The following is a 14775-nucleotide window of genomic DNA, read 5'->3' as shown; positions in this document are numbered from 1 at the left end:
GTTGAGAGCACGATGCGGCCCTATCGCTTGGGGTTTATCACCAACAGTGGACGCTATGCGCAGATTGCTGTTTGCGCCGACATGTTCGGATTCGCCCAATTGTTCCCGATCAAAGAGACACGCGCTGCTCTGGTATTTATGTCATATAAAAGGATGGAACAGTTCTGGCCGGCAGCTGAGGAAAAATGGGGTTCTGACTTGTCCAAACTGCGCGAAACTTTGCGCGAGGACAACGGCTATGTTCCGCCTTCAGAATATATGTATGGCCGCATGGTTAGTGCCTCGACCCGTCAATCCATCACGCAAGCAAAGTCGCTTGATTATCTCGGATATACGACAACCGGGCTCAAGGAATTGCAGGAGCGAGTTGATGAAATTGCGACGCCCAAGCGCCGCAGAAACAGCGCAGACCAATTTGACCTGACTATGCTGGCGATAACCTATGCAGCGATTTTAGTGAATTCGGATGGCGCACAGACCGCCGCCGATTACTTAAGTGATTTCATGGGTCAGCATGATGTCGGAGCAGATTACCTCACCAATTTAAAGATCAACCAAGCCGCCTACCTCGCCGAGGCAGGTCATCATCGTGATGCGTTGGAATTGCTCGAGCCAACCTATGATGAATATCGGCAGGGCGAAACCATGTCCTTAAATTATAAGGTTTCCGGCAGCGACCGCGAATTCTCTTGGATATTGGCATGCGGGCACATTGGTGAGGGAAATGCCGAGAAGGCGCGTCCGTATCTGAATGTCGTAGAAACCGCAGATGAATTGCCGGACGACGCATACCTTTCGGAAACCAAACGCAGTTCCCTAATAAAGATGCGCTTCTATCGTTGCACGAATGATCAAGACCAATATTACTCGGTTTGGGAAAGTTCCGATATTAGCGAGCTGTCGGCGGTGTGGCTCGATTTCCAGCGCGCCGCTGCTAAAGCCAGATTTTCCGGCGTCAGACGCGAATGGACGCACAATAGTTCGCGGGCCCAGGCGATTTTCGCCGATTATCGTCAATTGCCCGAACGGTTTACGCCAGCATTGAACGGATGGGCGGAAGAATAGTGCATACCGGCAATCTAAAGGTGCAGTTCGACGGTGACAGGCTGGTCAGCAACTGGAACGCGCTCAGAAATATCCCCTTGGCAGGCACAACATGCGGGGCCGCGGTTAAAGCTAACGCTTACGGCGTTGGTGCAACCGAAGTCGTAAGTCGTTTGATTAAGGCTGGCTGCCGGGATTTCTTCGTCGCGACGTGGCAGGAGGCAGAGGAGATTGCCGCGCTGACCACTGACTGCTCGGTGACAGTGCTCAACGGGGTTCTCGGGCATGAGATGGAACTGGCGGTTAGTTCGAACGCCAAGCCGATGCTCAATTCCTTGAAACAAGTGCAAAGGTGGCAGCCCAGCGGAAAACCGTGCGATGTCATGATCAACACTGGTATGAACCGTTTGGGAATCAATTGCGGAGAGGTGGCCGAAATTGACTGGTCGGGTCTGGAAATTGATGTGCTTGCGAGCCACTTGGCGTCTGCCGATGAAAACGTTTCTCAGAACGCCGAACAACTGGCTGCCTTCACAGCAATTGGAAACAGTGTTCCCCATAATCGCAAAAGCTTGGCCAACAGCGCCGGAATTGCCTTGGGTGGCGGCTACCACTTTGATCTCACTCGGCCAGGTCTATCGCTCTATGGCGGAATTCCGCGCGCAGAGCTAAGCGATTGCATCAATCCTGTCGGCAGTCTGGAAACCAGATTGCTACAAGTCCGGCAGATTATGGCAGGCGATCATGTTGGATATAATGCCACTTTTACCGCTAATGGGCCAATGACAATCGGGATTGCCGCTCTGGGCTACGCAGACGGGTATGGTAGAGGATTTTCAGGATCGGGCCTTCTGAGCTGGGAGGATCAATCTCTACCAGTGTTGGGCCGCGTTTCAATGGACTTGGTCGCTCTGGACTTGGCAAAGGCACCGCATTTGAAGGAGGGCGATTGGATCGGATGCCCGCTAGACCTTCCAATATTGTCAGAACAGTCCGATTTGTCGCAATACGAGGTCCTCACGAGTCTTGGGGCTCGCTATGAACGATGTTGGAATAACTGACGGCGGTAACGCTCAAATCCGAGCATGACCGGATTTGCGATGTTGCACTGCACTTGCTGCAGGTGCTAATGCAGCAAAAATCGCAACAAAAAGGTGCCATCATGGCTAAGCGCAACGCGCAACCTGGTGATAAAGTCACCATCAAGAAATACGCAAATCGCCGCCTCTACAACACGGGGTCGTCAAGCTATATTACGCTCGATGATTTGGCCAAGATGACCCGCGAAAACGTTGAGTTCGAGGTTGTCGACGCAAAATCGGGTGAAGACATCACCCACTCGATTTTGACCCAAATTATAATGGATGAAGAAGCCAGCGGAAAGCAAATGCTGCCCGTCAGTTTTCTGCGTGATCTTATCGCTATGTACGGTAATTCGATGCAGTCGATGATGCCTCAATATCTCGAAGCGAGCATGGCAAATTTCCGCGCCAATCAAGCGAAGATACAAGAGGCCCTCAAAGAAGGCCTGACAACCAACCCGATAGCAAAGATTGCGGAAACTAACTTGGCCGTCATGCGCGCCGTTGGACAGGTAATTCTACCCGGCAACAAGGAAGCTTCAAAGCCGGAAGAACCGGATCAGAAAAGCGAAATAGATGAATTGCGCCGGCAGATGGCCGAAATGCAAAAGAGACTAGACGAAATCGGCCGGTAAAGCCTCCCTTTGATGGCAAAATCTTAGCTTTCAATTATTGAACATACTCAGGAATTCTCGTGTCAAACATTCGCCACGCCCTTTCGGTCAAACGTGCCGACGATTTCGCGCAATGGTATCAGGAAGTTATTTCAGCCGCCGACATGGCCGAGGAATCGGGTGTCCGTGGTTGCATGGTTATCAAGCCATGGGGTTACGGCATCTGGGAGCGTATCCAACGCCTGCTTGACCAGCGGATCAAGGACACCGGCCACGACAATTGCTATTTTCCTATCTTCATCCCGCTGTCCAATTTTGAACGCGAAGCAGAGCATGTTGAAGGCTTTGCCAAGGAAATGGCGGTCGTTACGCATCACCGGCTGATAGCCGATGGCAAGGGTAAGCTTGTTCCAGACCCCGAAGCGAAACTGGAAGAGCCGCTGGTTGTTCGCCCCACATCCGAAACCATCATCGGCGACGCAATGGCGCGCTGGATTCAAAGCTGGCGTGATTTGCCGCTAAAGACCAACCAATGGGCCAATGTCGTACGCTGGGAAATGCGCACGCGGATGTTCCTGCGAACAAGCGAATTTCTTTGGCAAGAAGGCCATACAGCGCATGAGAATGCTGCCGAGGCCAAAGAGCACACTCTGCGGATGCTTGAAGTGTATCGCGCCTGCGCAGAGGAAGATTTGGCGATGCCAGTAATTGCTGGGGAGAAGCCAGAGAATGAACGTTTTCCAGGAGCGGTTGAGACGTGGTCCATCGAAGCTATGATGCAGGACGGCAAGGCATTGCAGGCGGGCACTTCGCATTATCTTGGCACTAATTTTGCTAAGGCTTCGGGGATTAAGTTCCAGAACCGCGATGGCGGACAGGATCTATGCCACACCACCAGCTGGGGCGTTTCGACGCGGATGATTGGCGGCGTAATCATGACGCATGGCGATGATGATGGATTACGCGTACCGCCGACAATTGCACCGTGGCAAATTGTCATTCTTCCCATGTTACGCGGCAAAGACGACGGTTCCGACGATGCATTGGTTGCATATTGCGACGAAATTCGTGCGGCTTTGAAGGCTGAAATTGCGCTCGGTGAAACTGTGCGGGTTCAGCTCGATACCAAGCCCGGCAAGGCCGCTGCGAAGCGCTGGGACTGGGTTCGCAAGGGTGCGCCGATTATCATCGAAGTCGGAAGCCGCGATATGGAAGCTGGCATCGTCAGTTTGCTTCGCCGTGACGCGCTTTGGGGGGATAGTGGCAAACCCGATTTCCACACACCATCCAAGGATGCGCTATCGGAGATGATCCCTACGATGCTTGCAGAAATCCAGAGCAATTTGTTCGAGCAAGCGCGCCAACGCCGCGATGACAACATCACCACCGGTATTACTTCAATGGATGGCCTGGCGAATTTCTTCGGTGAAGGTCAAAAATATCCCGGCTGGGCCGAGGTACAATGGTCCAAACCAACTGGCGCCGAACTGGACACTGTCGTCGAACAGTTGAAAGCGCATAAGCTGACTATTCGAAATGTGCCACTTGGCGCATCGCCAGCGGACGGGACCTGCATTTTCACTGGTAAGCCAGCGACCGAGTTCATCTACGTAGCCCGGTCTTATTGAGCCTGCGACAAGGGGAGGGGAGCAAAATGTTTAGATCCATTGGATATAATCTTAAACACCTTTTGGACTTCAAGGGCCGTGATGGCCGGACCGTGTTCTGGTTTTATTTTTTGTTCGTTGTGCTTCTCAATGTAATCATCTTGATCGCAACAGTGGCTCCTGCGTTTCTTTCAATTATCGGGGAAATTGCGGCCACAGGCGCGCAGACGGGTAATTCCGCTGCGTTGGAAGCGGCAGCTTTGGAAAAGATGATAGGAATCGGACTGCCCACTACGCTTGTGAAGACAAGTCTCGCGATTGCCGCAATGAACATCATATTGCTGTCCGCAAGCTTTGTGCGGCGCGCACATGACAGCGGACTTCCCGGGATGTTGCTGGTTATTCCGCTCGGTTTGCAATTGGTGTGGATGTATTTCTCATATTCGCAATTGGGCGGACTTGATAAGACCATGCGCGCAGCGATTGAAGCTCGCGAGGCCAATCTGGAAACGGGCGTTCAAGTTGGCATGATCGCGCAAGATTTGCTTGGTTGGCTGGCCGTATTGATTGTTATTGTAATAGGGATCCTGAAGACTCAGCAAGGTTCCAATCAATATGGTGAGGCTGCCCAACAGCTTTAAGGAAGGGTCTTGCCAAAGTCGATTTGAGCGGCGACAAATGCCGGATGCGTAATATTCCTGTGCTTGTCGCCGTATCATTTGCTCTATCTATTTCGGCGGCTACTGTCGCTCATGATGACCATCCGGATGACCCGGCGGCCAAAATATCCGAAGACAGATTGAAATCGGACATTGAGAAACTGGTTGGTTTTGGCACTCGGCACACCATGTCAGACCAAGAAAGCCCGGTACGCGGAATTGGAGCCGCGCGCCGATGGGGCGAGGGCGAGTTTCGTAAGGCTAGCGATGCGTGCGGCGGATGTCTTGAAATTGCACTGCCTGAACGGATGGTCGAGGGGCGCCGAATCCCTACTCCGACAAGGCTGGTCAATGTGGTTGCGATCCAGCGCGGCACGGAACGTCCCGATGAAGTGGTTATTGTCCAAGGTCATATCGATAGCCGCGGAACCGATGTTTCAGACTTCACAATAGATGCGCCCGGCGCAAATGATGACGCATCAGGCACTGCCCTCGTAATCGAGGCAGCTCGCGTTTTATCGCAGCATAAATATCCCACCACTATCGTCTATGCATTACTGTCTGGCGAAGAGCAGGGCCTGTATGGCGGCCGTTTGATGGCCGACTATGCTGAAGCCCAAGGCTGGACCGTCAAAGCTGTACTCAACAATGATATCGTTGGCGGGAGCTGCGGTTCTGATGGCTATTGCGATCCAGAACATATCCGCGTTTTTTCCGAAGGGCCACGGGCTGATTTGACCGATGCAGTCCGGGCTGCACAGCGCCGTGATGGCGGTGAAAATGATAGCCCAAGTCGCAATTTGTCACGCTGGCTCGACGAACTGGCGGACCAATATTCAGACGGGCTGAACGTGCGTCAAATATGGCGAACTGACCGGATGGGAAGGGGCGGGGACCAGATTCCGTTTCTTGAAAAAGGTTTTCCTGCAATTCGGTTTACCGTTGCTGTTGAAGATTATGAGCACCAGCACCAAGATTTGCGGGTTGAAGATGGCGTGACATATGGTGACACGGCCGATGAGATGGATTTTGCCTATCTGGCGAAGGCGACACAACTGAATGTCAGGGCTTTGGACAAGCTAGCCAAGGTGCCAATGCCGCCCGCTCCGACAGCGCAAGCGGCCGTGCGTACGGACACGTTGCTCGAATGGCAGGGCGTTCCGGGCGCATCGGGCTATGCAATTGTAGGCAGGCGTCCCGATGAACCTTACTGGACGCAAGATTTTGGTCTGGTGTCGTACGAGACTCCCTCTACCACCAAGGAGGTAACGCCTGTATCTGAACGCTCTCACCGATTTATCGTCAAAGAACGCGGTGATGATTGGATATTTGGTGTGCAGGCAATCGGATTTTATGGCAGTGGCCCGTCAGCCAGTGCTGTGCCAGCAGGAGCGTTTGAACCGATCCCGCAAGAATCTGAAACCGACTAATTGGGTGACAGCGACTTGGCACGCGTCCATAGCGCGCTAATGCCAAAACGACCCGACCAACAGTCCCACAAACGCCTTCCTCCCCGCCGTCAACACGGAATGCCTACGAGCGCGCAAGTGCTCGAATTCCTGCAAAGCGCCGACGGAATTGTCGGCAAACGGGAAATCGCCAAGGCGTTCGGACTGAAAGGTCAGGAAAAGATAGCGCTGAAAAAGCTACTCAAAGATATGGCCGAAGAAGGCCTGATCGACGGCAAGCGCACCGCCTATCACCGGATGGGAGGCATTCCGAAAGTCACCGTGCTGAAGGTGATGGATATCGACGATGGACAACCCTTCGCGATACCTGAAAGCTGGTCTCCCGAAGACGGCTCCCCGCCACCACGCATCCGCATATTCGAACAAAAGAAGAGTAAGGGCCGCCATGCGGCACTGAAAGTCGGCGACCGGATATTGGCCCGCACGGAGGAAGCCGGTAGCGGTTGGACCGCCGAGATCATGAAAAAGTTACCGGACCAGACCGAAGGCATGATGGGTGTGGTCGAGCTGGACGAGGCTGGCAAACCATGGCTCGCCCCCGTTGATAAGCGGATCAGGACATCGACTGCCATTTCCGACCTTGGCGCTGCCGAGGCTGGACAATTGGTGATGGTCGAGCCTGCAGGACGAGGCCCACGCGCCGGGGTGAAGGTAATCGAAGTTCTAGGTGACCCGCTCGCCCCGAAAAGCTTCAGCCTGATCGCAATTTCCAAACACGGCATTCCGAACGTCTTTCCGGAGGCGACGCTTGAAGAGGCGCAGCTTGCAGCGAAATTGCCCCTCAGCCAAGACAAACGCGAAGATTTACGGCACTTGCCAATCGTCGCAATCGATCCGTCCGATGCGCGCGACCATGATGATGCGATATGGGCCGAACCTGATGGCGAGGGTGGTTTCAACGCAGTAATCGCGATTGCTGATGTCAGCCATTATGTCCGCCCTGGCGGCGCGCTCGACCGCGAAGCTCGCAAGCGCGGCAACTCGGTCTATTTCCCTGATCGGGTGGTCCCAATGTTGCCCGAAATACTTAGCGCGGATGTATGTTCGCTCAGACAGGGCGAAGATCGTGCAGCAATGGTTTGCCATGTCACGATTTCAGCAACTGGAAAAATGACTTCGACCCGCTTCACCCGCGCAATTGTGCGGATCGACGAAGTTATTGCCTATGAAGAGGCTCAACGCCGGATTGACGACGAAGAGGCCAGTCAAAATTTAGTCAATTTGTGGGATTGCTGGAAAGTCCTCGCCGCAGCACGCGACGCGCGCGATCCCCTAAATCTAGATTTGCCCGAACGACGCGTGGTCCTTGATGAGCAAGGCAAAGTTGCAGAAATTGCTGTTCGTGAACGTCTTGATGCGCACCGCGTAGTCGAAGATTTCATGATCACCGCCAATGTCGCAGCGGCCAAAGCACTTGAGAAAAAGACTGCGCCGGTTGTTTACCGCGTCCATGAAACACCGAGCCGTGAGAAATTGGTGGCCTTGCGCGAATATCTGGAAACCTTCGGTAAGAAATTGGCGCTGGGGCAAGTCGTTACCCCCAGCCTGTTTAACCGTATGCTAAAAGACGTATCCGACGAATCTGAAAAAGCTCAGGTAATGGAGGCTGTTCTTCGCAGCCAAACGCAAGCCTATTACGGTCCGAATAATGCAGGCCATTTTGGCTTGGCTTTGGCGTCCTATGCGCATTTTACATCGCCAATCCGGCGCTATGCCGATTTGCTCGTCCATCGGGCGCTGGTCGATGCATACGATCTGGAACAACCCAAGCCTAAAGGCGACATTCCGCCAGCCTCAGGTCTTTCTGACAAAGACCGCGAGGATTTAGCGGCAATTTCTGATGCAATCAGCAAGACTGAACGGCGCGCGATGGAGGCTGAGCGCGATACTATCGACCGTTATGTTGCCGCATGGCTTTCGGGCCGCGTGGGTGAGACGTTCGAAACTCGCATAACCGGCGTTCAATCATTCGGCTTCTTTGCAACGATAATCGGGCTTGGCGGTGATGGTCTTGTGCCGGTTTCGACGCTCGGCTCCGATTATTTCCGTTATGACGAAAAAGCCCAAACGCTAGAAGGTGAACGTAGCGGCAAGAAATACGCACCTGGCGATATTCTCGAATTGAAATTGGGCGAGGCGAACGCACTAACCGGCGCGCTCAAATTCGTACCGCTCGATTCAGATGGCAATCCGATCGAGGCTCGCGGAAACCGTCCGCAATTTCGTGACAGGAAGAAGTCCGGCGGGAAACCGGGCGCGAAGCCAAAATTCAAACAAGGCCAGCGCGGTCGACCAGGGAATATCCGCCATCAGGGCAAGAAAAAGCGCTAAGGGATTATGCCGTTAATCGGTCGATTTCCTCATTCGAGAAATTGCCTGGGACGATGTAGAGTGGGCAGGGCAGACTGCCCGAATGCGCGCTGAAATGCGAGATTAGCGGCCCAGCTTGACCGTCCGCAGCAGCGCCCAACACGAGCGCGGCCACCTCGGGATGATCGGCCAAATATTCTTTGATAACCGCCTGACCTTCGCCGGTTTTGACCGAGATTGCTGGCATTTTACCGCTTTCAGAAAAAAGATTTCCCGCTGCACTGCTGGCCATTACTTCGGCGCGGTCGAGAGCCTCTTGTTCAATGGTTGCCTGAACCGAACCGAATGCGTTGAAATTCTGCTTCGAAACGAGCGCAAGTATGTGCACGCTACCGCCCGTCGCCAAGGCTCTGCGCGATGCAAAACGGAGCGCCTTACGCGCTTCATCTGTATCATCCATTATCACCAGATAAACCCGCATGAAGTCCCTCTTTCCCGTTCTTGGCTGGGATAAGACGCTAGTGCGCTCTTCCGCTGCCAAGCTGTATGACTTATCCGATGAAAACGTATTCGGCGCAAGAACCTTGCCCGAATGGCGCAAATTCGGCAGAGACATGCCATGACGTAACGTCACTCAAAATAGGATCGACCCCGAAGATATGCCCACCCCGATCAAGATGCCCGCGCTTTCGCCGACTATGGAAGAAGGCACACTCGCAAAATGGCTTGTAAAGGTCGGCGATACGGTCAGTTCCGGCGATATCATGGCCGAAATCGAGACCGATAAGGCAACGATGGAATTCGAAGCTGTAGATGAAGGCGTGATTGTCAGCATCGATGTCGCCGAGGGCAGCGAAGGCGTGAAGGTTGGTACTGTTATCGCGACTCTGGCTGAGGAAGGCGAAGACCCGGCTGAGGCCAAGGCAGCAGCACCAGCTCCAAAAGCTGCACCTGCGCCGGTGGTAGAGAAAGCCGCAGAGGCTCCTGCTCCCGCACCAAATGCCAGTTCAGCGCCAGCAACTGCGGTTGCACCAAGCGGCGACAGAATCATCGCCTCTCCTCTCGCAAAACGGATTGCCGAGCAGAAGGGGGTCAACCTTGCTTCGGTTTCAGGTTCAGGTCCAAATGGACGGATCGTAAAGGCCGATGTTGAAGGCGCTAAGCCCGGTACTGCTAATGCTACTCCTGCACAGGCAGCGGCACCCGCAGCGGCTGCCCCGCCAAAGCCAACAGCGCTCGGCGGCGATCTCGATGCACCCTACGAAGCGCAGAAGCTCAACAATGTCCGCAAGGTCATCGCACGCCGCCTCACGGAAGCGAAGCAGACCATCCCGCATATCTACCTCACCGTGGACGTACGCCTCGATGCGCTGCTCAAGCTACGCAGTGAACTCAACAAGAGCCTCGAGGCGGATGGCATCAAGCTGTCGGTCAACGACCTGCTCATCAAAGCGCAGGCCCGCGCTCTGCAGCGCGTGCCGCTGTGCAATGTCAGCTTCCAGGGCGACGAGCTCTACCAGTACACGCGCGAGGATATCTCGGTAGCCGTGGCCGCGCCTTCGGGCCTCATCACGCCGATCATCCGCGATGCGGGCCGCAAGGGCCTCGCCCAGATCAGCACCGAGATGAAGGAGCTTGCGGGCAAGGCACGCGACGGCAAGCTGCAGCCACATGAATTTCAGGGCGGCACTGCCTCGCTCTCCAACCTCGGCATGTTCGGCACCAAGCAGTTCGACGCCGTGATCAACCCGCCGCAGGCGATGATCCTCGCGGTCGGCGCAGGCGAGCAGCGCCCGCATGTGATCGACGGCGCACTGGGCGTCGCCACCGTGATGAGCGCCACCGGCAGCTTCGACCACCGCGCCATCGACGGCGCGGACGGCGCGCAGTTCATGCAGGCCTTCCAGCAGCTGTGCGAGAACCCGATGGGGCTGGTGGTTTGAGTAAATGGGCGCACGTCCCCAAAACTTAATTCGTCATTGGCGCACGCAGCGGGGTCTAACTCAGGATCAGCTCGCGACCGCCTTGGACACCACGGCAGCATCCGTGAGCAGATGGGAAAGCGGCGACCAAGAGATTTCGGTTTCCGTGCTCGGCAAAATCGCTTCGATCCTCGACGTCGAGGTAGTCGAACTTCTCGGGGTTCACTTTTCACGCGCCCCCCAAATCCGCGTCACGGCCATGCCTGCCGACACCAACCCCTATGGCGGCGTGTTCGGCGGGTGGCTGATGGCGCAGATGGCGCTCGGCGCGGGTTCGCTCGCGAGCCGCGAGGGGAAGGGTAAGGCGGTGGTCGTCTCGGCAACCGATTTCGCCTTCCCCGGCGCGATGCAGGTGGACGACGAGCTGTCGGTCTATTGCGCCATTGCCACTACAGGCACCACCTCACTCACCATCACCGCCGAAGCCATCGCCCGCGAACGCAATGGCGAGGCGGAGACAAAGGTGGCGCAGGGGACCTTCAAATTCGTCCTGCTTAACGACGTCAACAAGCCGCGCGCGGTGAACGCTGCTGCGCTTTCGGCAAATCACTAGAGAGACTTATGGCTGATACTTCCTACGACGTTATCGTTCTCGGATCCGGACCCGGCGGCTATGTCGCGGCGATCCGCTGCGCGCAATTGGGTCTGAAAACCGCGATTGTCGAGCGCGAGAACCTTGGCGGTATTTGCCTCAATTGGGGCTGCATCCCGACCAAGGCGCTGCTGCGTTCTGCAGAGATATTTCACTATATGCAGCACGCCGGAGATTATGGCCTGAAAGCGCAAGGGATCGAGGCCGATCTGGACGCGGTTGTGAAGCGGTCTCGCGGTGTAGCTAAGCAGCTTAATCAGGGCATTGGCCATCTGATGAAGAAGAACAAGATCACTGTGCACATGGGGGAGGGCACACTGACCGGCCCCACTTCTCTAATTGTCAAAGGAGACAAGAGTGAGGAAAAGCTCTCCGCCAAACATGTGATTGTCGCCACCGGTGCACGGGCCCGCGATTTGCCTTTTGCTCCGGCTGATGGAAAACGCGTGTGGACCTATCGCGCGGCGATGACGCCGACGGAAATGCCTGAAAAACTTTTGGTGATTGGCAGCGGCGCAATCGGGATTGAGTTCGCCAGCTTCTACAACGATATGGGCGCGGACGTTACCGTGGTCGAAATGCTCGACCGAGTGGTTCCGGTGGAAGATGCGGAGGTTTCCGCCTTCCTCCAAAAATCACTGACCAAGCAAGGCATGACAATCATGACTGGCGCTGGGGTCGAGGATATCAAAGTCGGCGCAAGCGGCGTAAAGGCCAAGATCAAGGCCAAGGACGGCAAGGTAACCGAGAGTGAATTCAGCCACGTGATCGTCGCCATTGGCATCATTCCCAACACCGAGAAAATCGGGGTTGAGAAACTAGCTGATCTTGATCGCGGTTTCATCCAGATTGACCCTTACGGCCGGACAAAATCGAAAGGTCTTTGGGCGATTGGTGACTGCACTCCCGGGCCATGGTTAGCGCATAAGGCAAGCCACGAAGGTGTCACCGCTGCCGAAGCCATCGCGCAGGAACTAGGCAACAAGGATGTCCACCCTCACGCTCTCGATCGCAACAACATCCCTGGCTGCACCTATTGCCATCCTCAAATCGCCAGCGTCGGCATGACCGAGGCCAAGGCGAAAGACGCTGGCTATGAAGTCAAGGTTGGCAACTTCCCTTTCATCGGCAATGGTAAAGCAATCGCGCTTGGCGAAGCCGAAGGCTTCATAAAAACTGTGTTCGATGCCAAAACTGGTGAATTGCTCGGCGCGCATATGATCGGCGCAGAAGTGACTGAACTGATTCAGGGCTATACCGTTGGCAAGCAGCTCGAAACGACTGAAGCAGAGTTAATGCAGACGGTGTTCCCGCACCCAACGCTCAGCGAAATGATGCATGAAAGTGTGCTCAGTGCCTATGGCAAGGCGTTGCACATATAAGATCGCAATTGGGAAGACGGCTGATATCTGGGAGCTTGGACATTTCGTGTGATAATGCCTCCAGAGCGGCCCGGCTGGCCAGAGCGGCCCGACTGGTATGTCGGCATACTACCCGTCAATGTTGACTTGGCTTCGTTCACTATCAAAGTAGCTCGAGAATTGGGATGCCAAGGATATGGCGGTCCGGAAGCTTCGATGTCACAACAAGATGACTGTTGGAATTTGGCCGATGAGGAGAATTAAGACTTGGGCAAGGGCACACACAGCTACATCGCCGATAGCCGCAACGATGCGGTTATTATCGACATAAACGGAGAGCTTTTTCCAAGGCCGGAAGCCAAGGTTTCGGTCTTTGATAGCGGGTTCATGCTGGGCGATGGCGTTTGGGAGGGACTGCGGGTTCATAATGGCAAGATCGCGTTTCTTGATCGGCATCTAAAACGGCTTTACCGCGGTGCTAAGGCGATTGCGATGGATGTGGGAATCCCGTCCGAGCTATTGACTGAACGGCTCTATGCAGTCCTTTCGGCCAACCATATGGACGGCGACGGAATTCATATCCGCCTGATGGTAACCCGCGGCATTCGCTCTACGCCTTACCAGGACCCTCGCGTGGTCATTTCTCCAGCAACAATCGTAATTATTCCCGAATGGAAAGACCCGGTTCCCGAAACCGCGACCAACATGCTCAATCTCTATACAGTGCATGTGCGGCGCGGATTTCCTGATGTCCAGGATCCGAAGTTGAATAGTCACAGCAAGCTCAACTGCATAACAGCCTGTATTCAGGCGACCCAGGCAGGGGCGGATGAGGCGCTCATGCTTGATCCCCATGGCTTCATAGCGACATGCAACTCGACGCATTTCTTTATTGTGAAGGATGGAGAAATTTGGACATCAAGCGGCGATTATTGTCTCGACGGAATAACCCGCGCCAATGTGATTGAGATCGCGCGCGAGGCAGGCCTTAGCGTCTATGAGCGCAATTTTTCGCTGATTGATGTCTATGGCGCTGACGAGGCTTTCACCACCGGAACCTTCGCTGGCCTTGCTCCGGTGGGGACAGTTGATGGCCGCGAAATCAGCACCGAACGCGGTCCAATGGTCGAACGGCTTCAGCAGCTTTATCTTGCTCGGCTTCATGCAGATACAGCCGCATGACTGTCCGAATTGCAATGTGGTCTGGTCCAAGGAATATTTCAACCGCGATGATGCGCAGTTTCGGCTCCCGTTCCGATTGCGCGGTCAGTGATGAGCCATTTTACGGTGCCTATTTGAAGGATTCCGGCGAGCCTCAACCCATGGCGGACCAGATCATCGGTGATATGGATTGCGATTGGGATAGCGTCGCGAGTGCGATGCGCGGCCCATCGCCTGATAATGCTGCGGTTTGGTATCAAAAGCATATGCCGCACCATATGGTGGGTAATGTAGGCATCAGCGACTTTCCCGACCACAAACATGCGTTTCTAATCCGCGAACCGGAGCGGGTTATTGCGAGCTATGCAATGAAGCGCGTTGCCGTGAAGTTCGAGGATCTGCGTTATGATCGTCAGCTCGAATATTTCAAATTGGTGAAAAACTCTGCCAGCGAAATTCCCGCAGTAATTGATTCGACTCAGTTTCTCTCTGACCCCGAAGGTCATTTGAAATTACTATGTTCGCGAATTGGCATTCCGTGGGACAAAGCGATGCTGGCTTGGCAGCGAGGCATCAAACCATCGGACGGAATTTGGGCGACGCATTGGTACGATAAAGTCGCCGCATCGAGCGGATTTGCCTCTGAGCCCGGCCGAAAGCCGAAGTTAGAAGGGGCAGCGGCTGAACTGGCCGAAGAATGCAGGCCATATTACGATGAGATGCGAGAGTTTGCTCTAACACCATGAGCATCAGTTAGAGGCGCTTGGTGTCAATGGCGGGCAGGGTGGGATTCGAACCCACGGAGGGCTTGCACCCTCGCTAGTTTTCAAGACTAGTGCATTCGACCACTCTGCCACCTGCCCGCTGGAAAGCGCGGCTAGCGAAGCGCGAGCG

14 protein-coding genes, 1 tRNA gene and 1 pseudogene are annotated in these 14775 nt (G+C 54.8%); 14 read left to right on the top strand and 2 right to left on the bottom strand.

Features of this window, described 5'->3' with window-relative positions:
- Nucleotides 1-12: 12 nt before the first annotated feature.
- From GRI36_RS08860 to rnr, 7 genes are all read left to right on the top strand, one after another.
- Nucleotides 13-1065, top strand: a complete 1053-nt coding sequence (locus tag GRI36_RS08860) for a hypothetical protein (protein ID WP_235902210.1) — start codon at nucleotides 13-15, stop codon at nucleotides 1063-1065.
- Nucleotides 1065-2105 carry an alanine racemase gene (alr, locus tag GRI36_RS08855; protein ID WP_328598369.1) on the top strand — a complete coding sequence of 347 codons (1041 nt, stop codon included), beginning with the start codon at nucleotides 1065-1067 and terminating at the stop codon, nucleotides 2103-2105. Before GRI36_RS08860 ends, alr begins: the two co-directional genes overlap by 1 nt.
- A gap of 101 nt (nucleotides 2106-2206) precedes the next feature.
- A complete protein-coding gene (gene phaR, locus GRI36_RS08850) occupies nucleotides 2207-2761 on the top strand; it encodes a polyhydroxyalkanoate synthesis repressor PhaR (protein WP_160598134.1) in 555 nt (184 codons plus the stop codon).
- A 59-nt stretch (nucleotides 2762-2820) separates the two neighbouring features.
- Nucleotides 2821-4368 (top strand): proline--tRNA ligase, encoded by a 1548-nt coding sequence (gene proS / locus GRI36_RS08845; RefSeq protein ID WP_160598133.1) that lies wholly within the window; start codon nucleotides 2821-2823, stop codon nucleotides 4366-4368.
- 26 nt (nucleotides 4369-4394) lie between these two features.
- A complete protein-coding gene (locus tag GRI36_RS08840; RefSeq protein ID WP_160598132.1) occupies nucleotides 4395-4988 on the top strand; it encodes a DUF805 domain-containing protein in 594 nt (197 codons plus the stop codon).
- A 44-nt stretch (nucleotides 4989-5032) separates the two neighbouring features.
- Entirely contained in the window at nucleotides 5033-6436 is a 1404-nt protein-coding gene (locus tag GRI36_RS08835) for a M20/M25/M40 family metallo-hydrolase (RefSeq protein ID WP_160598131.1), read from the top strand.
- Between the two features lie 99 nt (nucleotides 6437-6535).
- Entirely contained in the window at nucleotides 6536-8806 is a 2271-nt protein-coding gene (rnr, locus tag GRI36_RS08830) for a ribonuclease R (protein WP_160598130.1), read from the top strand.
- 4 nt (nucleotides 8807-8810) lie between these two features.
- Here the strand turns inward: rnr and GRI36_RS08825 are convergent, their stop codons facing one another.
- Nucleotides 8811-9266 (bottom strand): universal stress protein, encoded by a 456-nt coding sequence (locus tag GRI36_RS08825; protein ID WP_160598129.1) that lies wholly within the window; start codon nucleotides 9264-9266, stop codon nucleotides 8811-8813.
- Here GRI36_RS08825 and GRI36_RS08820 point away from each other — a divergent pair.
- The 7 genes and pseudogenes from GRI36_RS08820 to GRI36_RS08795 all read left to right on the top strand — a co-directional run bounded on the left by GRI36_RS08820 (nucleotide 9265) and on the right by GRI36_RS08795 (nucleotide 14627).
- Nucleotides 9265-9408, top strand: a complete 144-nt coding sequence (locus GRI36_RS08820; RefSeq protein WP_160598128.1) for a hypothetical protein — start codon at nucleotides 9265-9267, stop codon at nucleotides 9406-9408. The two genes, GRI36_RS08825 and GRI36_RS08820, sit on opposite strands and share 2 nt — an antisense overlap.
- 36 nt (nucleotides 9409-9444) lie before the next feature.
- A complete protein-coding gene (locus tag GRI36_RS08815; RefSeq protein ID WP_160598127.1) occupies nucleotides 9445-10728 on the top strand; it encodes a pyruvate dehydrogenase complex dihydrolipoamide acetyltransferase in 1284 nt (427 codons plus the stop codon).
- 4 nt (nucleotides 10729-10732) lie between these two features.
- Nucleotides 10733-10915 (top strand): annotated as a pseudogene (locus GRI36_RS13875) (helix-turn-helix domain-containing protein); the annotation flags it as partial.
- Nucleotides 10916-10966: 51 nt separating this feature from the next.
- Nucleotides 10967-11320, top strand: coding sequence for a hotdog domain-containing protein (locus tag GRI36_RS13870; RefSeq protein WP_235902419.1), 354 nt, complete (start codon nucleotides 10967-10969; stop codon nucleotides 11318-11320).
- 8 nt (nucleotides 11321-11328) lie between these two features.
- Nucleotides 11329-12741: a dihydrolipoyl dehydrogenase gene (gene lpdA / locus GRI36_RS08805; RefSeq protein WP_160598125.1), complete on the top strand. Its 1413-nt coding sequence runs from the start codon at nucleotides 11329-11331 to the stop codon at nucleotides 12739-12741.
- Between the two features lie 246 nt (nucleotides 12742-12987).
- Nucleotides 12988-13902 carry an aminotransferase class IV gene (locus tag GRI36_RS08800; protein ID WP_160598124.1) on the top strand — a complete coding sequence of 305 codons (915 nt, stop codon included), beginning with the start codon at nucleotides 12988-12990 and terminating at the stop codon, nucleotides 13900-13902.
- Nucleotides 13899-14627, top strand: coding sequence for a sulfotransferase-like domain-containing protein (locus GRI36_RS08795; RefSeq protein ID WP_160598123.1), 729 nt, complete (start codon nucleotides 13899-13901; stop codon nucleotides 14625-14627). The genes GRI36_RS08800 and GRI36_RS08795 overlap by 4 nt, the downstream gene beginning before the upstream one ends.
- A 27-nt stretch (nucleotides 14628-14654) precedes the next feature.
- Here the strand turns inward: GRI36_RS08795 and GRI36_RS08790 are convergent.
- Nucleotides 14655-14744 (bottom strand) — tRNA-Ser (locus GRI36_RS08790).
- Nucleotides 14745-14775 lie beyond the last annotated feature (31 nt).

The sequence above is a fragment of the Pontixanthobacter gangjinensis genome, assembly GCF_009827545.1.
In the GTDB taxonomy this organism is placed as follows: domain Bacteria; phylum Pseudomonadota; class Alphaproteobacteria; order Sphingomonadales; family Sphingomonadaceae; genus Pontixanthobacter; species Pontixanthobacter gangjinensis.
This window is presented reverse-complemented; position numbering and strand designations above follow the sequence as displayed.

Bases quoted from the DNA above. Each gene is read 5' to 3' on its own strand.
- GRI36_RS08860 (WP_235902210.1), top strand. From the start codon at position 13: ATGCGGCCCTATCGCTTGGGGTTTATCACCAACAGTGGACGCTATGCG.
- phaR (WP_160598134.1), top strand. From the start codon at position 2,207: ATGGCTAAGCGCAACGCGCAACCTGGTGATAAAGTCACCATCAAGAAA.
- GRI36_RS08840 (WP_160598132.1), top strand. From the start codon at position 4,395: ATGTTTAGATCCATTGGATATAATCTTAAACACCTTTTGGACTTCAAG.
- GRI36_RS08835 (WP_160598131.1), top strand. From the start codon at position 5,033: ATGCGTAATATTCCTGTGCTTGTCGCCGTATCATTTGCTCTATCTATT.
- rnr (WP_160598130.1), top strand. From the start codon at position 6,536: ATGCCTACGAGCGCGCAAGTGCTCGAATTCCTGCAAAGCGCCGACGGA.
- GRI36_RS08820 (WP_160598128.1), top strand. From the start codon at position 9,265: ATGAAGTCCCTCTTTCCCGTTCTTGGCTGGGATAAGACGCTAGTGCGC.
- GRI36_RS08825 (WP_160598129.1), bottom strand. From the start codon at position 9,266: ATGCGGGTTTATCTGGTGATAATGGATGATACAGATGAAGCGCGTAAG.
- GRI36_RS08815 (WP_160598127.1), top strand. From the start codon at position 9,445: ATGCCCACCCCGATCAAGATGCCCGCGCTTTCGCCGACTATGGAAGAA.
- GRI36_RS13870 (WP_235902419.1), top strand. From the start codon at position 10,967: ATGCCTGCCGACACCAACCCCTATGGCGGCGTGTTCGGCGGGTGGCTG.
- lpdA (WP_160598125.1), top strand. From the start codon at position 11,329: ATGGCTGATACTTCCTACGACGTTATCGTTCTCGGATCCGGACCCGGC.
- GRI36_RS08795 (WP_160598123.1), top strand. From the start codon at position 13,899: ATGACTGTCCGAATTGCAATGTGGTCTGGTCCAAGGAATATTTCAACC.